This is a genomic window from Rhizobium sp. TBD182 (genome assembly GCF_001950375.1).
GTDB classification, from domain to species: Bacteria; Pseudomonadota; Alphaproteobacteria; order Rhizobiales; family Rhizobiaceae; genus Agrobacterium; species Agrobacterium tumefaciens.
In genome coordinates, this window is sequence record NZ_BDLN01000008.1 from 30,222 (window position 1) to 51,435 (window position 21,214).

General features: G+C 58.0%; 20 protein-coding genes. 18 read left to right on the forward strand and 2 right to left on the reverse strand.

Features of this window, described 5'->3' with window-relative positions:
* Positions 1–43 precede the first annotated feature (43 nt).
* A complete protein-coding gene (locus T18_RS20480) occupies positions 44–1,024 on the forward strand; it encodes an alpha/beta fold hydrolase (RefSeq protein WP_038494765.1) in 981 nt (326 codons plus the stop codon).
* Between the two features lie 75 nt (positions 1,025–1,099).
* Complete coding sequence (locus tag T18_RS20485) at positions 1,100–1,810, forward strand: gamma-glutamylcyclotransferase (protein WP_025595163.1); 711 nt, start codon at positions 1,100–1,102, stop codon at positions 1,808–1,810.
* Here the strand turns inward: T18_RS20485 and T18_RS20490 are convergent.
* Positions 1,797–2,696 carry a LysR family transcriptional regulator gene (locus T18_RS20490; protein WP_003519235.1) on the reverse strand — a complete coding sequence of 300 codons (900 nt, stop codon included), beginning with the start codon at positions 2,694–2,696 and terminating at the stop codon, positions 1,797–1,799. The genes T18_RS20485 and T18_RS20490 overlap by 14 nt on opposite strands.
* 120 nt (positions 2,697–2,816) lie before the next feature.
* Here T18_RS20490 and T18_RS20495 point away from each other — a divergent pair, with 120 nt between their 5' ends.
* From T18_RS20495 to T18_RS20565, 16 genes are all read left to right on the forward strand, one after another.
* Positions 2,817–3,749 (forward strand): VOC family protein, encoded by a 933-nt coding sequence (locus T18_RS20495; protein ID WP_003519234.1) that lies wholly within the window; start codon positions 2,817–2,819, stop codon positions 3,747–3,749.
* Between the two features lie 57 nt (positions 3,750–3,806).
* A complete protein-coding gene (locus tag T18_RS20500) occupies positions 3,807–4,724 on the forward strand; it encodes a LysR family transcriptional regulator (RefSeq protein WP_003519232.1) in 918 nt (305 codons plus the stop codon).
* A 723-nt stretch (positions 4,725–5,447) separates the two neighbouring features.
* Positions 5,448–6,137 (forward strand): hydrolase, encoded by a 690-nt coding sequence (locus T18_RS20505; protein WP_038495861.1) that lies wholly within the window; start codon positions 5,448–5,450, stop codon positions 6,135–6,137.
* 62 nt (positions 6,138–6,199) lie between these two features.
* Positions 6,200–6,487, forward strand: coding sequence for a XapX domain-containing protein (locus T18_RS20510; RefSeq protein WP_003519470.1), 288 nt, complete (start codon positions 6,200–6,202; stop codon positions 6,485–6,487).
* Positions 6,487–8,469 (forward strand): amidohydrolase, encoded by a 1,983-nt coding sequence (locus tag T18_RS20515; RefSeq protein WP_038494768.1) that lies wholly within the window; start codon positions 6,487–6,489, stop codon positions 8,467–8,469. Before T18_RS20510 ends, T18_RS20515 begins: the two co-directional genes overlap by 1 nt.
* Positions 8,470–8,642: 173 nt before the next feature.
* Positions 8,643–9,086 (forward strand): DoxX family protein, encoded by a 444-nt coding sequence (locus T18_RS20520; protein WP_003519413.1) that lies wholly within the window; start codon positions 8,643–8,645, stop codon positions 9,084–9,086.
* Positions 9,083–10,681, forward strand: a complete 1,599-nt coding sequence (locus tag T18_RS20525) for an MFS transporter (RefSeq protein ID WP_038494773.1) — start codon at positions 9,083–9,085, stop codon at positions 10,679–10,681. Before T18_RS20520 ends, T18_RS20525 begins: the two co-directional genes overlap by 4 nt.
* Positions 10,682–11,295: 614 nt before the next feature.
* The gene (locus T18_RS27205; RefSeq protein ID WP_003518350.1) at positions 11,296–11,472 is read left to right on the forward strand and encodes a hypothetical protein; all 177 of its coding nucleotides are present in this window, start codon (positions 11,296–11,298) and stop codon (positions 11,470–11,472) included.
* 218 nt (positions 11,473–11,690) lie between these two features.
* Complete coding sequence (gene paoA / locus T18_RS20530) at positions 11,691–12,329, forward strand: aldehyde dehydrogenase iron-sulfur subunit PaoA (RefSeq protein ID WP_038495864.1); 639 nt, start codon at positions 11,691–11,693, stop codon at positions 12,327–12,329.
* On the forward strand, positions 12,326–13,276 hold the full coding sequence (locus tag T18_RS20535) for an FAD binding domain-containing protein (RefSeq protein ID WP_003518347.1): 951 nt from the start codon (positions 12,326–12,328) through the stop codon (positions 13,274–13,276). Before paoA ends, T18_RS20535 begins: the two co-directional genes overlap by 4 nt.
* 5 nt (positions 13,277–13,281) lie before the next feature.
* The gene (gene paoC, locus T18_RS20540) at positions 13,282–15,480 is read left to right on the forward strand and encodes an aldehyde oxidoreductase molybdenum-binding subunit PaoC (protein WP_038494776.1); all 2,199 of its coding nucleotides are present in this window, start codon (positions 13,282–13,284) and stop codon (positions 15,478–15,480) included.
* On the forward strand, positions 15,470–16,429 hold the full coding sequence (locus tag T18_RS20545) for an XdhC family protein (protein ID WP_003518342.1): 960 nt from the start codon (positions 15,470–15,472) through the stop codon (positions 16,427–16,429). Before paoC ends, T18_RS20545 begins: the two co-directional genes overlap by 11 nt.
* A 32-nt stretch (positions 16,430–16,461) precedes the next feature.
* Positions 16,462–17,067, forward strand: a complete 606-nt coding sequence (locus T18_RS20550; protein WP_233284964.1) for an NTP transferase domain-containing protein — start codon at positions 16,462–16,464, stop codon at positions 17,065–17,067.
* A 138-nt stretch (positions 17,068–17,205) separates the two neighbouring features.
* Positions 17,206–17,511, forward strand: coding sequence for a putative quinol monooxygenase (locus tag T18_RS20555; RefSeq protein WP_035252727.1), 306 nt, complete (start codon positions 17,206–17,208; stop codon positions 17,509–17,511).
* A gap of 299 nt (positions 17,512–17,810) precedes the next feature.
* Positions 17,811–18,797, forward strand: a complete 987-nt coding sequence (locus tag T18_RS20560) for a GlxA family transcriptional regulator (RefSeq protein WP_003518336.1) — start codon at positions 17,811–17,813, stop codon at positions 18,795–18,797.
* A gap of 66 nt (positions 18,798–18,863) precedes the next feature.
* Positions 18,864–20,621, forward strand: a complete 1,758-nt coding sequence (locus T18_RS20565) for a putative bifunctional diguanylate cyclase/phosphodiesterase (RefSeq protein ID WP_233284965.1) — start codon at positions 18,864–18,866, stop codon at positions 20,619–20,621.
* Positions 20,622–20,682: 61 nt separating this feature from the next.
* Here T18_RS20565 and T18_RS20570 read toward each other — a convergent pair whose 3' ends face one another.
* Complete coding sequence (locus T18_RS20570; protein WP_003518333.1) at positions 20,683–20,886, reverse strand: cold-shock protein; 204 nt, start codon at positions 20,884–20,886, stop codon at positions 20,683–20,685.
* Positions 20,887–21,214: the final 328 nt, after the last annotated feature.

Consider the following 21,214-nt stretch of genomic DNA (forward strand, 5'->3'; position numbering starts at 1 on the left):
GGCGTCGCCTGAAACACGAAACCATACATTTGCAGGACGTGAGATGACCCAGAACGACTTTTCCATAACGCGCCGTGGCGCACTGCTTTCAGTTGGTGCAGCCGCAGCGGCGATGGCCATTTCACCCGTATTCACCTTCGCAGCAAACGCTGCCCCCACCAACACATCAATCGAAGGAAACAAGACCATGGGTACTATCACCACCAAGGACGGCGTCGAAATATTCTACAAGGATTGGGGCTCCAAGGATGCTCAGCCCATCGTACTTCATCACGGCTGGCCGTTATCGTCTGACGACTGGGATGCCCAGATGCTGTTCTTCCTCGCCAACGGTTACCGGGTCGTTGCCCATGATCGCCGTGGCCACGGACGCTCTGCCCAGGTCTCCGAAGGGCATGATATGGACCACTATGCCGCCGACGCTTTCGCTGTCGTCGAAGCGCTGGACCTGAAAAATGCCGTGCATATCGGCCATTCCACCGGCGGTGGCGAAGTGGCGCGCTATGTGGCGAAGTTTGGTCAGCCGGCCGGTCGTGTCGCCAAGGCCGTTCTGGTATCGGCAGTCCCGCCACTGATGCTGAAGACCGCAGCCAATCCAGAAGGCCTGCCGATCGAAGTGTTCGACGGCTTCCGTTCGGCGCTGGCGGCCAATCGGGCGCAATTCTTCCGCGACGTCCCGGCCGGCCCGTTCTACGGTTTTAACCGCGATGGCGCCAAGGTTCAGGAAGGCGTAATCCAGAATTGGTGGCGCCAGGGCATGATGGGCGGTGCAAAGGCGCACTATGATGGCATCAAGGCCTTCTCCGAAACCGACCAGACGGAAGATCTGAAGGCAATCACCGTGCCGACGCTCGTTCTCCACGGCGAAGACGATCAGATCGTTCCAATCGCGGATTCTGCACTGAAGTCCGCCAAGCTGCTGAAGAATGGTTCGCTGAAGACCTATCCCGGCTTCTCGCATGGCATGCTGACCGTGAATGCCGATGTGCTGAACGCCGATCTTCTGGCATTCATTCGATCCTGACGATAAGAGGTGGCCGTGGCGGAACCTGCCACGGCCACTGATGCAATCCTTGCCGTACTACCGATCGAGACGACGATGCAGTTGACGCCCGAGCTTGTAGCCCTGACCATCAGAGACGTCCGTGACGACGGCCCGGAGCCGGGCTGGACGCCGTTATCTGAAACAGAACTTGACGCTCTGGTTGCCGCTATCGAGCGTGAAGCCGATAGCGATCCGATCTGGGTGTTTGCATACGGTTCCCTCATCTGGAATCCTGAGTTCAAGCCAGCCGGCAGGCGACGTGCCACCGCCCATGGCTGGCATCGTTCGTTTTCCCTGAAAATCGAGCGCTGGCGGGCAACGAGCGCGCAGCCAGGTCTGATGATGGCGCTTGAGCGTGGTGGACAGTGCGACGGCGTCATCCTGCAACTCTCGTCCGAGCGGCGGCGTGACGACCTTCGAGCTCTCGTCGCCCGCGAAATCAGGTATCGGGAAGTCATCGACATGGTGCGCTGGGTAAAGGTCAAAACGCCTGACGGCATCCAGAAGGCTCTGACATTCTGGGCGAGCACAAAGCGCGCGGGTCTGACGGCGCCGCTACCGGTGGAAACGACCGCAAAACTGATCGCCAGCGCCTGCGGAGAGGGCGGTTCCTGCGCCCAGTATCTGCACAACACGATCGTCGATCTTCAGGCAGAGGGCATTCGCGATCGAAACCTCTGGCAGTTACAGGCGCGGGTCGCGGCCGAGATCTCCGCACAGCAAGGACGCTGTGGCGGGACAGTCAGGGATATCAATCAAGCATGACCATCTGCGCCGCAACCTGCTCCTCGAAGAATTTGGAGAAGGATGCAATGCGGGGAGGCAGAGCCTGATAGGGCGGGTAGTAGAGGGTCAACCACAGATCGGGTGGAGCCCAGCCCTTGAAGACGTGCACGAGGCGCCCACTCTTGAGGTGTTCCGAGACATGAAAGTTCGGCAGCATGGCAACGCCTGCTCCATCTGCGGCCATGTCGGCCAGAACCTCACCATTATTGGCGCTGAAGGCGCGCCCTGCCGATATCGTCATGCTCGAGCCGCCGTCCGAGAGCACCCAGTTCTCTCGCCGGCTTTCGCCGCTATAGGCGAGGCAATCGTCTGGCGTCAGCTCGTTCGGATGCTGCATCTCGACAAACCGGCTTCCCGGTGCCGCAACCAGAATGCGCGGCACGACGCGGATTTTCCTCCATATCGTGAACTTGTCCGATGGCTGAGACGAGATGCGGATCGCCAGATCGTAGTCATCATCAACGATATTCACCAGTCCGTCGGACAGTGATATCTCGAAGCCCATCTTCGGGTACCGCTCTTTGAAGCCGGAGAGGATCGGTGGGAGCACCGCCTTGCCAAACCACGTCGGCGCACTGATCCTGAGACGCCCTTCGTCGGCTTTGTGAGCGTTCATCACGTCGCGGCGCGCTTCTTCAAGCGTCTTCACCGCCGGCTGAATCTGGGCGGCGAAGATCGCACCGTCTGTTGTCAGCGACACTTGCCGGGTCGTACGGACAAACAGCTGAACGCCGAGTTCGGCTTCAAGTGCCGCAATAGCCCTTGTGACTGCAGCCGGCGTCATGTCGAGTTCGCGGGCAACCTGGGCGAAATTTCGCTTTTCGGCCGCAAGGAGGAAGGTTCGCAGAGCTTTGTAATCGTTCATTGGGATTGTTTCAAAAAGAGCAACGCAGTCGAAATTAATATTGCAATTCTCTGGTGTGATCAATCGGTCTAGATATTCGTCAACAGCCAAACACTAACGGCGACATTGAAAGGCAAGGACATGATCAAGGATATCAAGGGACTGCATCACGTAACCTCAATGGCTTCGGATGCGCGTCAGAACAATCGCTTCTTCACCGACACACTGGGCCTGCGTCGCGTCAAGCAGACCGTTAACTTCGACGACCCGAACGTCTACCACCTTTATTATGGTGACGAGAACGGCTCTGCCGGCACTGTCATGACCTACTTCCCTTTCCCGAACATGATGCTGGGTCGTCCCGGTGTTGGTGAGGTCGGGGAAACCCAGTTCTCCGTGCCAAAGGGCGCATTGAAATTCTGGCAGGATCGGTTTACCGCACACGGTGTCGATGGCTTGAAAACTGACACCGTCTTTGGCGCCAACAGACTTCAATTCATGGGTCCGGACGGCGACAGTCTGGCGCTGATTGAATCTGCCGATGACAACCGCGCGCCGTGGCTGGCGGACGGCATTCCGGGCGATGCAGCTATCCGCGGTTTTGCCGGCGCCCGGTTCAGCCTGCACGATACTGCCGCGACAGAAGAGCTTCTGGGTTTCATGGGGTATCAACGCGCCGAGAAGGAAGGTGACGTGACCCGCTTTATCATTCCCAATGGAAACGGCGCCGATACGATTGATGTCGCAGCACTGCCGAAAACGTCGTTTGCCCGTCAGGGCGCCGGCTCGGTTCACCATATCGCCTTTGCCGTCGAAAACCGCGAAAAGCAACTCGAAGTTCGCAAGGCACTGATGGACACCGGTTATCAGGTTACGCCCGTCATTGACCGCGATTATTTCTGGGCAATCTACTTCCGCACACCAGGCGGCGTGTTGTTCGAGATTGCCACGAACGAGCCGGGGTTTGACCGGGACGAGGACACGGCACATCTGGGCGAGGCGCTTAAGTTGCCGAGCCGGTATGAAGCGTTCCGTGACCAGATCCAGGCAAATCTCGAGCCGCTGACTGCCTAACAACCCCCGCTCACTGGTGTCTGTGGCAACTGATCGGGCTTCTATGGAGAAATGCCAATGGATCAATTGGGAGCAATCAGAGCCTTTGTTCGCGTCGTCGAGGCCGGATCCTTTGCAAAGGCTGCCAGCACGATGGGTGCGCCACGGTCCACCGTGAGCAAGCTTGTTCAGGATCTTGAGGCCAGCTTGAGCCTCAAATTGTTGGAACGAACGACACGTTCACTCACGGTGACACCCGAGGGCGTTGCTTATTACGAGCGCGCCCTCCGGCTGATCGCCGATTTCGATGAAATGAACAACGAGGCGACCCGCGGGCGCCTTGCCACCAGGGGAAAACTTCGTGTTGACGTAGGAGGGACCTTCGCCAATACGATTCTGATCCCTCGGTTGCCAGAGTTTTACGCGCTCTATCCAGAGATCGAGTTGCACCTTGGTGTGACAGAACGTCAGGCCGACATCGTTGAAGAGGGAATAGATTGCGTCATTCGTGCCGGAGATCTGCCCAGCGCATCTCTTGTTGCGAAGAAACTATGCAGCGTCGAGATAGTAACCTGCGCCACCCCGGCGTACCTCGAAAAATACGGCGTGCCAGCTTCGCCATCGGATCTGCAGCGTGATCATGTTTTCGTTCAGTACTTTTTCGCGCGCAGCCTGAAGGCCGCACCAGTGCGATTGATGAATGGTGACGAGAAAATAGAAATCTACAGCCCGATCAAGCTCTCCACCAGTGATGCGACTGCGCATTTGCATGGAATATTGGCGGGGCTGGGTATTGGACAGACATTTGAATTCTTGGCACGCGCCCATATCGCTCGCGGCGCACTGGTCCCCATCCTGCAAGATTGGGCGCCACCACGTTATCCTGTTCACATAGTTAGGCCAGCGGGCCGGTTTCCGAGCGTGAAGTATCGGGTATTTGCAGACTGGGTTGCGGGCGTGTTTTCTGCCTACGATGAGGGCATCGCCACGTCCTGATAGCTTTATCCATATCCATGGATAGTTACTCCACAACGGCGGGCTTCTCCACGTTCTCCTTTGACGATATCCCACGGCTGATGTGAGCCCGTGGCTCTATCCCGAATGGGAGTATGCTTTGACAGGCTTGGCTCCTTGGTCGCACGAACCCACCTGCAATTTGGAATAACGGTTGTTCAGATCAAGTATAAGGCGACGTGATCGCGATATGGGGCGTCAATGCCAACGGTGACCCGCCATCTTGTCGCGTCAATACTCAACGGCAGACTGCCAAGGATTACGCGGCTCACACACCGCGCAACCGTTGTTCACTGGCAGTGCCGCGCAGAGCAAATTCAGCCAAATCGCTTTCCACCGAGCAGCGAAACCAAGGACGCTGCAGAGGTCTTCAAGGCCGACTCTGCGCATCAAATTTCCTTCAGAAGTTTTCGGAACGCGTGGCCGCGTATCGCTGCCCCGTGCGAAGTCCGCAGCTCAGCCGAATCGAGAGATTATTATTGCGATAAAAGCAATTCATTCCCAATTAATATTGCAATTCTACGGGGTCGCAAGTCGCGCTACCTTTTCTTTCAGCAGCCGAGGCAGCAAGCGAAAGAAAGCATCGGTTTCAACCTCCCGACGGTCTTGGAAGCTGTGTCCCAGGGCACGGCATCCGTCCGAAAGGTCCTGCTCATTTCATCACCGGCCGCATTCGCGGTCCAAAACAACCGAAGAGGAATTGACATGTCCAAGCTTGAAGTTCTTACCCCCGCCAACAGCCAGCTCATTTTCATCGATCAGCAGCCGCAGATGGCATTCGGCGTTCAGTCTATCGACCGCCAGACCCTGAAGAACAACGTCGTTGGCTTGGCCAAGGCTGCTAAGATTTTCAACGTGCCAACCACGATTACCACGGTTGAGACCGAGAGCTTCTCCGGCAACACCTTCCCCGAACTTTTGGCCGTCTATCCGCAGAATGACATCCTTGAACGCACCTCGATGAACTCCTGGGATGATCAGAACGTACGCGATGCGCTGGCAAAGAATGCTGCAAACGGCCGCAAGAAGATTGTCGTCTCCGGTCTGTGGACCGAAGTCTGCAACACGACCTTTGCACTCTCTGCTTTGCATGACGTTCCGGAGTACGAAATCTACATGGTCGCCGACGCTTCCGGCGGCACCTCTTCCGATGCGCACAAATATGCAATGGACCGCATGATGCAGGCTGGCGTCATACCCGTCACCTGGCAGCAGGTCTTGCTCGAATGGCAGCGCGACTGGGCTCGCAAGGAAACCTACGATGCGGTCACCACACTGGTGAAGGAGCATTCCGGCGCTTACGGCATGGGCATCGATTACGCGGTCACTCACGTCCACGGCGGTGCCGAACGCGTCAGCCATGGCAAGCGCATCGGCCCGAACCCCGCGAAGTAAGCCAGATCAACCGCTCCGGTGACGCATCGGAGCGGTTGTCCGTTTTAACGAGGATGACTCTCATGAAAATCTATCTTCTGTCTCTTGGCGCGGGTCTGCTGGTCGGCATCGTCTACAGCCTGCTCAACGTGCGTTCGCCTGCTCCGCCGGTTATCGCGCTTGTCGGCCTGCTCGGCATTCTCGTCGGTGAGCAGATCATCCCGCTCGCCAAATCGCTCTGGAGCAAGGAGCCGGCAGCGGTTTCCTGGCTCCAGCAGGTGAAGCCGCACATGTTCGGTCACATGCCGAAGGGCGGAAATTCTCCGGAGATTGCCCATCGTTCGCAAACCAATTTGGAGGAGCGGAGCTGATGACGACGCGCCGAACCTTCCTTGGAGCGGCCTCGAGCCTGGCGTTTTCGAACCTCTTCTCAAAGGCCAATGCCGCCGATCCCAACCAGACCGGAATAGATACCATGCACCCAGAGTTGATCCTCCATAACGGTCGTTTCACGACCCTTGACCGCACCAATCCAAACGCGACCGCGGTCGCCATCAAGGATGGACTGTTTCTTGAAGTCGGTTCAGACAGCGAGGTCATGTCCCTTGCTGGTTCCAACACCAGGATCGTCGATCTCAAGGGCAAGCGCGTTCTGCCCGGCCTCATCGATAACCACACCCACGTTGTGCGTGGCGGGTTAAACTACAATATGGAATTGCGCTGGGACGGCGTGCGCTCGCTGGCAGATGCAATGGACATGCTCAAGCGCCAGGTGGCGATAACGCCAGCCCCGCAATGGGTGCGTGTTGTCGGCGGGTTCACCGAACACCAGTTTGCGGAGAAGCGTCTGCCGACGATCGAGGAGATCAACGCGGTCGCGCCAGATACCCCAGTATTTCTGCTGCACCTCTATGACCGCGCGCTCTTGAACGGTGCTGCACTGCGCGCCGTCGGTTACACCCGCGATACGCCCAATCCACCCGGTGGCGAAATCACCCGTGATGCCAACGGCAATCCGACTGGTCTGTTGCTGGCCAAGCCTAATGCCGGCATTCTCTATTCCACCCTTGCCAAGGGACCCAAACTGCCTCTCGACTATCAGGTCAACTCCACCCGCCATTTCATGCGTGAGCTCAATCGTCTTGGCGTAACGGGTGTGACTGATGCAGGCGGTGGCTTCCAGAACTACCCTGATGACTACGAGGTCATTCAAAAACTCTCTGACGAGAACCAGATGACGGTGCGTCTGGCCTATAATCTCTTTACCCAGAAGCCCAAGGAAGAAAAGCAAGACTTTCTCAACTGGACGTCTTCGGTCAAATACAAGCAGGGCAACGACTATTTCCGTCACAACGGTGCCGGCGAAATGCTGGTCTTCTCCGCGGCGGACTTCGAGGACTTTCGCCAGCCACGTCCGGAAATGGCGCCGGAAATGGAAGGCGAACTCGAAGAAGTGGTGCGCGTTCTGGCCGAGAACCGTTGGCCATGGCGCATGCACGCCACGTATGACGAGACAATCTCCCGTTCGCTTGATGTCTTCGAGAAGGTCAACAAGGACATTCCGCTTGAAGGTTTGAACTGGTTCTTCGACCATGCCGAAACCATCTCGGACCGGTCCATCGACCGCATTGCGGCCCTTGGTGGCGGCATCGCAACCCAGCATCGCATGGCCTATCAGGGCGAATATTTTGTCGAGCGATATGGCCAAGGCGTTGCCGAAGCGACCCCACCGATCCGAAAGATGCTCGACAAGGGCGTCAACGTTTCTGCCGGCACGGATGCGACCCGCGTCGCCTCCTACAATCCCTGGGTCTCGCTGTCCTGGATGGTGACCGGCAAGACGGTTGGTGGCATGCAACTCTATCCGCGCGCCAACTGCCTTGATCGCGAGACGGCTCTGCGGATGTGGACTGAAAAAGTCACATGGTTTTCGAATGAAGAAGGAAAGAAAGGCCGTATCGAGAAAGGCCAGTTCGCCGACCTTGTCGTTCCCGACAAGGACTTCTTCTCCTGCGCCGAAGACGAGATCTCGTTCCTGGTATCGGAGCTGACCATGGTTGGCGGCAAAATCGTCTATGGAGCGGGTGACTTCAAAACGCTCGACGAGAACGACGTGCCGCCTGCAATGCCCGACTGGTCTCCAGTCCGCAAGTTCGGCGGATATGCGGCATGGGGCGAGCCGGAAGGTGCTGGCGCGCGGTCTCTAAGGCGCACGGCTATCTCGACCTGTGGCTGCGCCAGCGATTGCGGCGTGCATGGTCACGACCATGCGGGAGCCTGGACCTCGAAACTTCCGATCGCCGACCTCAAGGGTTTCTTCGGCGCTCTTGGCTGCTCTTGCTGGGCAGTCTGATCGTGCCCTCGCTTGGGCGACTTCTGTTCGCCCAAGCGATCCGACCCTATAATTGCAATATTGGCAATTAAATCGAAACTATTGCTGCAATTGTTGGCAGAGCGATCACCGGCCAATATCGCTCCATCAAACGCGGCCGCTCGATCACGTCAGCGACCAAAAAGGAGCAGGATATGACCTACCAATCCCCTATATCGAATTCGGCCTTGAGCGGACTTGCACGCGTCGTCGGCTCTCCCATTACGAGAACTGTATCGCTGCTTGCTCTCTGCGCTGCCTACATCCAGGGTCCACTCACCAAGATTTTCGATTTCAATGGCGCGCTTGCTGAGATGAATCATTTCGGTCTGCGCCCTGCTGCTCTCTTTGCCGTCGTCGTCATCGTGTTCGAGCTTACGGCCTCCGCGATGGTGGTCTCGGGCTTCCTGCGCTGGGCAGGCGCGCTCGCACTTGCAGGCTTTACGCTTCTCGCAACGTTCATTGCTCTTCGCTTCTGGGAAATGGCGCCCGGCATGGACCGCATGATGGCAACGAACGCCTTCTTCGAACACGTCGGTCTGGCCGGTGCATTCATCTTCGTTGCAGCGGCCGACCTTGCAAAGGGAGCGGGTAAATGAGCGCCGCGAAAACATCCGGGGGCGCTTTTGCTCCTCTCGCACAGCCCGTCTTCGCGGTCCTGTGGATTGCAACGGTTCTCGGCAATACCGGAAGCTTCATGCGCGATGTCGCAAGCTCATGGCTGATGACGGACCTCTCGGCATCGCCTGCTGCAGTCGCCATGGTTCAGGCGGCCGGAACATTGCCGATCTTCCTGCTTGCCATTCCGGCAGGCGTTCTCACCGACATTCTGGATCGCCGCAAGTTCCTGATTGCGGTCCAGCTCCTGCTGGCCTCCGTAAGTATCTCGCTGATGGTCCTCTCGCAGACAGGCATGCTTTCCGTGAGCGCACTGATCGGCCTGACCTTCCTCGGCGGCGTTGGTGCCGCATTGATGGGCCCGACCTGGCAGGCGATTGTTCCTGAACTGGTGAAACGCGAGGACGTGAAGAGCGCTGTCGCTCTCAACTCCCTCGGCATCAATATCGCTCGTTCCATCGGCCCAGCTGCTGGCGGTTTGCTTCTGGCAGCGTTCGGGGCGGGGATCACCTATGGCGCAGACGTTGCAAGCTACATCTTCGTTATCGCGGCTCTGGTGTGGTGGCCACGTGCCAAAAACGCCAACGACGCTCTACAAGAGAACTTCTTCGGCGCGTTCAGGGCTGGCCTACGTTACACTCGCTCAAGCCGCCCCCTGCATGTCGTCCTTCTTCGTGCCGCCATCTTCTTCGCATTCGCCAGTGCCGTCTGGGCACTTCTTCCGCTGGTTGCCCGTCAACTGCTGGGTGGTGATGCCAGCTTCTACGGTATTCTGCTTGGTGCGGTCGGCGCCGGTGCGATCGGTGGAGCATTGGTCATGCCGAGGCTACGCGAACGCCTGAGCTCGGATGGTCTGCTTCTTGGCGCAGCGGTGATCACCGCAGTTGTCATGGGTGTCCTTTCGCTCGCCCCGCCGAAGATCGTCGCCATTATCGCTCTTCTGTTCCTCGGTGGTGCTTGGATCACCGCCCTTACGACCCTGAACGGCGCAGCCCAGGCTGTTCTGCCCAATTGGGTGCGTGGGCGTGGCCTCGCTGTCTATCTGACCGTATTCAACGGAGCCATGACGGCGGGCAGCCTCGGCTGGGGTGCTGTGGGCGAAGCCGTTGGAATTCAGACGACATTGCTTATCGGTGCAGCTGGCTTGCTCGTTGCAGGGTTCATCATGCACCGCGTAAAGCTCCCGGCTGGTGACGCCGACATGGTGCCGTCCAACCACTGGCCGGAACCGCTGGTCGCCGAGCCTGTTGCTCATGACCGTGGTCCTGTCCTGATCCTCATCGAGTACAAGGTCGAGAAACAGCATCGTTCAGCCTTCCTGCGTGCTCTCGACCACCTGTCTCAAGAACGCCGCCGCGATGGTGCCTATGGGTGGGGTGTGACGGAAGATTCCGCCGATCCGGAAAAGATCGTCGAGTGGTTCATGGTGGAATCCTGGGCTGAGCACCTCCGCCAGCACAAGCGGGTTTCCAACGCCGATGCAGACGTGCAGGGAAAGGTTCTGACCTACCATGTTGGTCCGGACAAACCCGTCGTTCGTCACTTCCTGACGATCAATCGGCCAGGGGCGGCGTAAATATTCCATAAAAAGGGCGGCTCTGGCCGCCCTTTTTTTATGCCATTTGACGCAGGAAACTTGGAGCCGACTAAACTTTTCTCATTCATCCGTTGTCGTGATAAGGTACCAGATGGATGTCGGCCATCATGCAAGCGGCATCTCAAAACACGAGCGCTATCGCGCCAATCGATTTGGTTTTCTCGCCCATCCTCCCCGCCAGAAAAGCCTGACCAAACGGCGCATATACGGATCGATTAACCGGCTCCTGCTGCATTCGAAGCGAAAAAGCCGCAATCCAGCTTTACAACTGTCTGAAAGACGTGGAGGAGCCTGCCACCGTGAAACATCCTATCCCAGCGCTGTTTGTATGTATGGCGTCGCTCGTCGCCTCAGCCGCCCCCGTTTTCGCAAATTGCTTTTCTCTGGTTGGGCGGCCTGAATGGCCGCTCATTGCAGGGGCAGTTTCCTCAGCACAGGTTTGTGAGCAGCTCCCAGCCGGGCCCAACCAAACTCGCAGTTTCCGCGTGCAATCCGCAGAACTTTGCCGTGGCGTGGATCAAAACTCCACTCTCAGAGCTACGGCCATAGTTACTTGCGAAAGCCCTCCCGACGCGCTTTTCGAGATGCCACCGATGCAGTCGGAGATTGCGGTGATCGTTTCAGTCAACGAAAGAGCATGCAAAATCACCGATGCTCAAATTCAGATCGGCGGTGAGCTGGGAAGCCTGCTGCCCGGCACGGTGGATGCCAGCGAACTCGCGAGGCGCTGGACGGGGTCGCAATTGTCGCAACTCTGCCAGATGCGTTAGTTTTATGAGCGCGTGGTCTACTCCATCTCTCGAAAGACGGCCTGGGTGACAGTGGGCGGCTGACGGTGGCTGCCCCATGGATCGCGTATGCCGATTTATGAGCCTCGCTAATAAGTGTTAGCGAAAAGGCGCATCTAATCATCTTCTTTTGCTTCCCTATGTTGAGATATGGCGTTTCTCCGAGTGCGCCAGGCCATCAACAACGAATGGAGCTGGAGATGAGAGATCACTCACATTTGGAACTTTCGCGGCGGGACTTACTTGTTTCCTCGGCGGCGGCAATTGCTGTCACGGGAGTTGCGGCAAAAGGAGCCGCAGCACAGTCCTCGGGGGAAGAAATGAATTTCAAGACAAGTGTTTCCTTCAAAGTGAACGGCGAGATGCATGATCTCGAACTCGACAATCGCACGAGCTTGCTCGACGCCTTGCGCGAGCACCTTCATCTAACCGGCACAAAGAAAGGCTGCGATCACGGACAGTGCGGCGCTTGTACCGTGATAGTGGATGGACGCCGGATCAATTCGTGCCTGACGTTGGCTGTGATGCACGACGGTGACGAGGTCACCACCATCGAGGGCCTCGGACAGCCTGGAAACCTGCATCCCATGCAAGCCGCATTCATCAAACACGACGGTTTTCAGTGTGGTTACTGTACTCCCGGACAAATCTGTTCCTCCGTGGCGGTCTTGGAGGAAATTAAGTCGAATATCCCAAGCCACGCCACTGCAGACATTTCCGCAAAGGTGGAAGTCACCGCGGCAGAAGTTCGGGAACGAATGAGCGGAAACATCTGTCGATGCGGCGCCTACTCGAACATTCTCGATGCAATTGCCGAAGTCGGGGGGATCGAAGCATGAGAGCCTTCACATACGAGCGAGCCACAACGGCTCAGGCGGCAGCGAAAGCGGCAGCAGCCAATCCGGAAGCCAAATTCATCGCCGGCGGGACAAATATCCTGGACTTGATGAAGCTGGAGATCGAGCACCCGGCGCATCTCATCGACATCAACGGAGTTGGTCTCGACAAGATCGAAACCACCTCTGATGGCGGTCTGCGCATAGGGGCTCTGGTCCGCAATACCGATCTGGCAAGCGACGAGACTGTCCGTCGCGACTATGGTTTGCTTACCCGCGCCCTGGTCGCCGGGGCGTCTGGTCAACTGCGAAACAAGGCCACCACCGCGGGCAATCTCCTCCAACGCACGCGCTGTCCGTATTTCTATGACACCAACCAACCGTGCAACAAGCGGCAGCCGGGAAGCGGATGTTCGGCCCTTGGCGGTTTTTCGCGACAGCATGCAGTCGTTGGAAGCAGCGAATCCTGTATCGCCACTCATCCCAGCGACATGGCTGTTGCGATGAGGGCGCTCGACGCAACCGTCGAAACGGTCAATGGCGACGGCCGTAGCCGCGCAATCCCGATCGCAGACTTTCACAGGCTTCCCGGCGATACCCCACACATCGAGACGGTCCTGGAGCCGGGCGAGTTCATAACTGCGGTCACGCTGCCGAAGCCAATTGGGGGCAAGCATATCTATCGCAAGGTGCGCGATCGGGCCTCCTACGCGTTTGCGCTCGTATCCGTCGCTGCGGTGATCCAGCCGGATGGCACCGGCCGCGTGGCTGTCGGTGGCGTCGCTCACAAACCCTGGCGAACAGGCTCAGGTGACCGGGAGCTGAAGAGCGGTGCAAAAGCCGCAAGCGCGGCACTTCTCGGCGACGCTCGCCCGACGGAGCAAAATCGCTTCAAGATAACCCTCGTGGAACGAACGATCGGTGCGGTGATCGCAGAGGCAAGGGGATAACGACCATGAAATTCGACACACCTGCAATCAACAATCCCATCGACCGGATGAAAGTCGTCGGTCAGCCTATCCCGCGCATTGACGGCCAAGAGAAAACAACGGGCCGAGCAATGTATGCCTATGAATGGCATGATCCGAACATTCCTTACGCCTACGGGTATCCGGTCGGTGCCGCGATTGCGAAGGGCCGTATCCGGTCGATATCGACCGACGCCGCAAAGCGGTCCCCCGGCGTTTTGACGGTCGTCACCACCTTGGACGTGGGCAAGCGCGAGAAGGGTAAATTCAACACAGCCAATCTTTTTGGTGGCGATGAAGTCCAGCACTATCACCAGGCGGTGGCAGTGGTCGTCGCAGAAACCTTCGAGCAGGCGCGCGCCGCAGCTTCGCTTGTGACAGTAGAATATGAAACTGCGCCCGGGAGCTTCGATCTTAAGAAGGCCAAGGACAGTGCGGTCAAGCCCGACGAGAAGCAGCAGCCCGACACGGCAGTCGGTGACTTCGAGGGGGCCTTCAAGAGCGCACCGGTCACTCTCGACGAAAGTTATACCACTCCAGATCAGTCACATTCCATGATGGAGCCCCATGCGTCCATCGCTGCGTGGCATGGCGATAAACTGACCGTTTGGACGTCCAGCCAGATGATTGATTGGTGGCGATCCGATCTGGCGACTACACTTGGTATCGACAAGGACAATATCCATTTGATGTCGCCATTCATAGGCGGGGGTTTCGGGGGTAAGCTTTTCTTGCGAGCCGACGCGGTGCTTGCTGCCTTTGCAGCAAAGGCTACTGGACGTCCGGTCAAGGTCGCGCTTCCCCGTCCGTTCATAGCGAACAACACGACGCATCGGCCGGCGACGATCCAGCGTATTCGCATTGGAGCGACACAGGACGGCAAAATCACCGCGATTGCTCACGAAAGCTGGTCGGGTGACCAGCCTGGGGGGCAGCTGGAAACGGCTGTCAATCAGACACGACTGCTCTACGCGGGTGAGAACCGGATGACTGCCATGAGACTGGCCACGCTTCACTTGCCCGAAGGCAATGCGATGCGGGCGCCGGGCGAAGCGCCGGGGTTGATGGCTCTCGAGATCGCCATAGACGAGATAGCCGAAAAGGTGGGCGTCGATCCGGTCGAGTTTCGGATACTGAACGACACCCAGGTCGACCCTGAGAAGCCCGAGCGCGCTTTTACCCAAAGGAACCTGGTCGGCTGTCTCAAGCTCGGGGCGGAACGGTTTGGCTGGAACCAGCGCGGCAAGCCGGGTTCCCGGCGAGAAGGAAACTGGCTGATCGGATCGGGTGTTGCAGCCGCTTTGCGAAACAATCTTCTCCTCCCATCCGCAGCAAGGGTTCGGCTCGGCGCGGACGGCATTGCAACGGTTGAAACCGATATGACGGATATCGGGACCGGCAGCTATACCATCATCGCACAAACAGCAGCTGAGATGCTGGGCCTGCCGGTCGATCGAGTGGCCGTTCAGCTGGGCGATTCCCGCTTTCCGGTTTCGGCGGGGTCGGGCGGGCAGTTCGGCGCGAACTGTTCTACCTCCGGCGTCTACGCAGCCTGCGTGAAGCTTCGTGAGGCGGTGGCGCAGAAACTCGGCTTTAACACTGATGACGTCGTGTTCGAGAACGGACAGGTTCGATCTGGAAACCGTTCGGTAGCGCTTACGGAGGCGGCTGCGCCAAACGGCCTTGTTGGCGAGGATGGAATGGAATGGGGCGATCTTTCCGAAGCCCATCAACAGTCAACGTTCGGTGCCCACTTCGTGGAAGTCGGCGTTGACGTGGCCACGGGTGAAACGCGCATTCGACGCATGCTGGCCGTCTGTGCGGCCGGACGGATCCTGAACCCGATAACAGCGCGCAGCCAGGTGATTGGTGCCATGACAATGGGTGTGGGTGGAGCGCTGTCAGAGGAGTTGGCGGTCGATACGAAGCAAGGCTTCTTCGTCAACCACGATCTGGCTGGCTACGAAGTTCCGGTGCATGCCGACATTCCCCATCAGGAAGTGATTTTCATGGACGAAGCAGATCCCATGTCGTCGCCGATGAAGGCCAAGGGCGTTGGCGAGCTTGGTCTCTGCGGGGTTTCTGCAGCTGTCGCCAACGCAATCTACAATGCCACCGGGGTGAGGGTGCGTCACTATCCTGTGACGCTCGACAAGATCATAGGCGGGCTGCCGGATGTTGCATGACGAAATCGCCGCCCTCACGGATATCTGTCCTCAGGAGGATATCCAAGCTGCGACAAAGCCGACGCCGGTCAGGTCGTTGCTCACCGATGATACGGAAGAAATATTTGGCTTTGCGATAAGGGAGCTTGCAAAGGGCAGGGTGGCACTTGCCACCCTTGTCGAAATTCGCGGGGGAGCGGCGCGCGCGCTTGGCTCCCATGTCGCCGTTGCGGCCGATGGTCGTTTTTGTGGTTATGTGTCTGGGGGCTGCATTGAGGCGGCTGTCGCTTCCGAGGCGCTCGACGCAATGGGCGAGAACAGAGATAGGGAGGTGAAGTTCGGATTAGGCTCCCCCTTTTTCGACATTTCCCTGCCGTGCGGTGGTGGGATTACAGTGTCGATCCACGTGCTGCAAAATACCGAGATGTTGAGCGGCGTTCTTGAACAGCTTCATCAGCGCCGGACCACGGGCCTGTGCTACACGAGGCAGACCCAACAGCTCGAGATCGTCGAACCGCCATCGCGGGCCGGTTGCGCCGACGACCGCTTTTTCACGGTCTATCGGCCGCGCACGCGTGTCGTGATTTCCGGTCAAAGTATAGAGGCCGAGAGGGTCGCTGATATAGCCCAATCCTCCGGCTACGAGGTGGTGGCCTGCACAGCGAACGAAAAAGTTGTGCCCGATATCGATCAGTACACCGCTGTTGTTCTTCTCCATCACGACCTTGATGCGGAGCAGGCCGTTCTGCAAGCCGCGTTACGGTCACCCGCATTCTACATCGGCGCCTTGGGGAGCACCCGTACACACCGTAGACGGGTCGATTTCCTTGTCAGCTCCGGTTTCTCCCGGGCAGATACTGATCGGATAAGGGCACCGATCGGACTTTTCGGGCCAACCCGCGATGCGAACTCCCTTGCCCTGTCCATCCTTGCCGACATCGCGGCGAGCCGCTTGTCCCTTTATGCGTGAGGTTCGGTGTGGAAGCGGCAGGAGATAGACGAGTGTCAGTTGCCGTGGTTGTCCTGGCCGCTGGACGATCGAGCAGGATGGCGGGTGCCGGGCACAAGCTTCTTGCGCGTTTTCGGGAAACCAGCCTCGTTCGTCGGGCCGCATTGGCAGCTATTGGGGCCGGCAGTCGTTCTGTGGTTGTTGTGACCGGATACCGAAGCTCGGACGTCGAGGCCGAAATTGCAGGGCTCGACGTGATCATCGCGAGAAATTCCAACTTCAGTGACGGAATGGCAAGCTCGATCGTGCTCGGCGTCCAGCGCGCCGCGTTGCAAGCTCCCGACGGGATTATGATCATGCTTGCGGATATGCCGTTGCTTGAACCTGCGGATATTGACGCACTCATCGGCGCTTTTGCGGAGAGAAACGGAAAGGCGATTATTCGCGCGGTGTGCGAAGGAAATCCGGGAAACCCGGTTGTCTTTCCTCGCGCCGCATTCCCGCAGCTCATGGCGCTTATAGGCGACAGCGGCGCGCGCAAGATAATCACCCAATCTGGTCTCGACGTCATCGACATAGAGATTGGCGAAAGCGCCAAGGTGGACATAGACAACACAGAGCAGCTCGTTGCTTTAGGTGGCCATCCAGAAATCGACTGATCATCGAAACCTCATGTGTGCAGAGGCGTGGATCGCATTTTTACATCGACACCCCTTTTTATTGTCCATCACCGAACATTTGTCGTGCTTAACGCGTTCCTTCAGTTGCGGCACAATGATGTGCCCATGGAGGTGGTCATGACCAAATTCGCGCTTTACGTTCCGCTCGAGGCAATGCCCGGCAAAGAACAGGAGGTCGCCGAGTTTCTGCGATCAGCCTTACCGCTGGTCAATGCAGAGCCCGGCACGATTTCCTGGTATGCGATACAGGGAGGCCCAACTTCGTTTGCAATCTTCGATACGTTCGACGATGAGGACGGTAGGGATGCGCACTTAAATGGCCAAGTCGCTGCAGCCTTGATGGCGAAGGCAGAGGCAGGGGACCTGTTCGCCAAGCCGCCGCAGATACACATGCTGTCTATCCTCGCCGAAAAGCGTTCATAGCCCAGACTATTCGGACCTCATAATGTCGAACAGATGGGCTCAGATCGGCAACAAAATGAGATAATATCTCGTTCACCAATGGCGGGCGGCTGGGATTGCGGTAGCAATCATAAAAGCATCCATTAGTGGTCGGCAGTTCGAACAAAGTCAGCGCGTGCAGAGTTCTTCCGTCGCTTCGAGCTAATACCTTTGACTTTGACGGACCTTCAGCATTGTGCAACCGTCGCCACATAGACCGGCGTCGGCGCGTAGATCCTCGTCGAGAGCTTTGAGTCCTTTGTGCAGGGAAAGATACTCTCATGCGGATCGTGATCTTCGTTCCAAAGGACGTGCATTCTCTGGAGCTTGCAGGGCTAATGGACGTGTTTGCCGAAGCAAATGCCCGTGTTGAAAAGTTATTCTACGAAGTTGCTGTCTTGGCAGGGCACGAGGGCACGATCCGCTGTGCATCGGGGCTAAAAATTCTGACCGACTGCGCTTTCGATGCGTACCTTGGTAGCCCCGATACATTGCTTGTAGCCGGCAGCGTCGGAGTTCCGCAAAGTCCGGGCGGGCGTGTTGTCGACTGGATTGTTAAAATCGCGGCTCAGGCGCGGCGCTATGGCTCCGTCTGCACAGGGGCATTCGTGCTTGGCGAGGCAGGTCTACTGAAAGACCGGCGTGTTACGACGCACTGGCAGTTCGCGTCACTGTTGGCCGAGCGCTTCCCCGAGACGCGGGTGGAAAGCGACCGGGTTTTTGTCCGTGATGGCGCGATGATCACGTCGGCCGGTTCCAGCGCGGCTATAGATCTCGGCCTTTCCCTCGTCGAGGAGGACTTGGGCCGGGAGATTGCGCTCTACGTTGCTCGCCGACTCGTCGTGTTTCTGAAGCGACCAGGCGATCAGTCGCAGTTCAGCGTGCATCTGGCGGCACAGGCTATCGACCGCAGCCGTCTACACAACGTCCAGCAATATGTTCTGAACCATCCGGCGGCTGACCTCTCTGTCAGCGCCTTGGCGAAGATCGCGGCCATGAGTGTGCGGAACTTTACGCGTGTTTTTTCGCAGGAGGTCGGTATATCGCCATCAGACTATGTCGACCGGACCCGTATCGACGTTGCGCGCTTCCTTTTGGAGGGGAGCCGCCTGCCAATCGCTTTGGTGGCAGCGAGAAGTGGTTTTGGATCGACACGCGCGATGCGCCGTGCCTTTGTTTCGCACGCTGGAGTGACGCCGTCCGACTACCGTGATCGCTTTCGGACGTCCGGCGATGGCGCGAGAATCAGTTTGTCCGAAAACGGCTGACGCTTGTCTTGGAACCGCCTCGGCTGCGGGTTGCCCCGCCCGTGTTCGCCGTCCATGGTTCTTGTCATGGAAGAATTCGAAAAACGCATGCAGTCGCACCTCATGCAGCCCGCGCCGGTCATTTCGGACAATGCGCTTCTCAGCTCCGACGCTATCAGGCCAATTCTTGCGACGCTGGTCGAAGAACTAACCGATGGGATCGCGATCGCACAGCGTTTGGGCGCCAATTCGCCTTTGCTCTATGTCAATCAGGCCTTCGAGCATCTGACTGGCTACGCTCGGAACGAGGTCGTCGGGAAAGATTGCCGCTATTTGCAGGGCAACGAGCGCGACCAACAAGAGGTCGTCCACATTCGCGCTGCGATCGAGGCGGCGGAGCCTCTGGACTCAACGCTGCGTAACTATCGAAAGGACGGGTCGGCGTTCTGGAACAGTCTCAGTCTCCGGCCTGCCTGGGTGGGCGAAGAACTATTCTACGTCGGCATACTGCGCGACGTCTCGGCGATTCGCCAGGCGCACACCGCGCTGGATCGTGTCGCGAACCTCGACGCGACCACGGGTTGCCTGAACCGTCAAGCATTTATCCTGGCTACCGAGGAGCGTTTCGCAACCAATGCCAAAGCGACGCCCTTGGTCGTGAAGCTGGATGTGATCGGTTTTCACGATTTCAACACGGGATACGGTTTCGAAGTCGGGGATGCCCTGCTTTATGAAACAGGGCGGCGGCTGCGGGACGTGGGCGCTGCCCAGGTGGGACGCATGGGCGCCAATGAGTTCGCTTTGGCTTTTGAGCTCACGGATGGATCAAGTGCGGATACTATCGTGGCAGCGGTATTCGCTTCGCTTGCCGCTGACTTCGTCGTGCCAGGTGCAAGTGTCTCACTGCGTTTCGCCATCGGCTATGCGGTGGGCCAGCCTCGGGCGAGACCCATTTCGCTGATCCGCAATGCCGGCATCGCCCTGTGGGCCGCCAAGTCCGCCCCTCTGGGTGGTCCGCGACGGTTTCGAGACTCGGATCACGAACAGGCAAGCCGACGCGTGCGAATGACTCGCGAATTGAAGGTCGCGGTCGCGAATGACGAATTTGTGTATCACTTCCAACCCCAGGTAGACCTTGCAACCGGCGAGTGGGTGGGTGCGGAAGCTCTGATACGCTGGAATCATCCTCTGTTTGGCAGCCAGCTCCCCGGAAGTTTCGTCGAGACTGCCGAGCGATCAGGTCTGCTGCTTGATCTGACCGAACGAAGTCTGACGACCGTCGCAGCTTATGCACGGCGCATTAACGCGCATCGCGGCAAGGCTTTGCGCTTTGCGGTGAATGTATCCGCCGGGGAGTTCCTGCAGCATGACATGGCCGAAATGCTGGATCGGGTCCTGTGCCTGACCAAGGCCGACCCGGCATGGTTGACGCTTGAGATCACCGAAAGCATGTTTCTCAGCGATACACCCGGCGTGATGGACGCATTTCAGCGGCTGCGACAGAGCGGCGTCGGCCTTTCCGTCGATGACTTCGGCACGGGCTATTCAAACCTGCGATCGCTCGAAACCTTTCCGGTTACCGAGATCAAGATAGACCGCACCTTTATCAGCGAACTCGCAACGAGGCCGTCCAGAAGGGTGATTGTCCAGGCCGTTATCGATCTTGGACGCGCCCTTGGGTTAACTGTGGTTGCAGAAGGCGTGGAGACCGAGGCCCAGCGCAAAATGCTTCGCGAAATGGGCTGTCCGGTCGGCCAAGGCTACCTTTTCAGCCGTCCCATCGACGCCGAAGTTTTTGCATCCGGCTTGGCACGGATCGGGAGCGACGGGATGGAAACAGCCTAAGGTCAGCGGGAGTCAGGACCGATTTGGCCCCGCGAGTAATCGCGGAGCCAAGAGACGCTGATCAGATGAGGCTGACGTTCTCGGCCTTGGACTTTCCAGTCTTGCGGTCCTGTCCCACATCGTAGCTGACCTTCTGGCCATCCTGAAGAGAACCACCAAACCCTACGGCGGAGATGTGGACGAAGACGTCCGGGCCGCCGTTGTCCGGAGTGATGAAGCCGAAGCCTTTGTCCTGTGCGAAAAATTTGACGGTACCTGTTGCCATGTTATCCTCGTTAATTGAATACGACGCGGTAATACTATTGTTCGATGGCGGTGGCCACAAGGCTTTATGGCCTTCTCGAGCCAAGTCGCCGTGGATGAGTGGTTTTCAAAAACGCCTGTTTTGCGGTCTCAGTCACGATCAGCACGCGATCTGTTGAATTTCAGCACGAATTAATTCGTATTTCCATTCTGCTCCCGCGCACAAAAATTGAAGCAACGAGTTGCTTATGAACAAATTTGTCTCGTTGAGCGGGCCTGATCTTGATCGGCAAAGCAGCGCAGTTTGAAGGCGTAGAGAGTTGCGGCCGCCGAGATCGCTTGCTCTATGT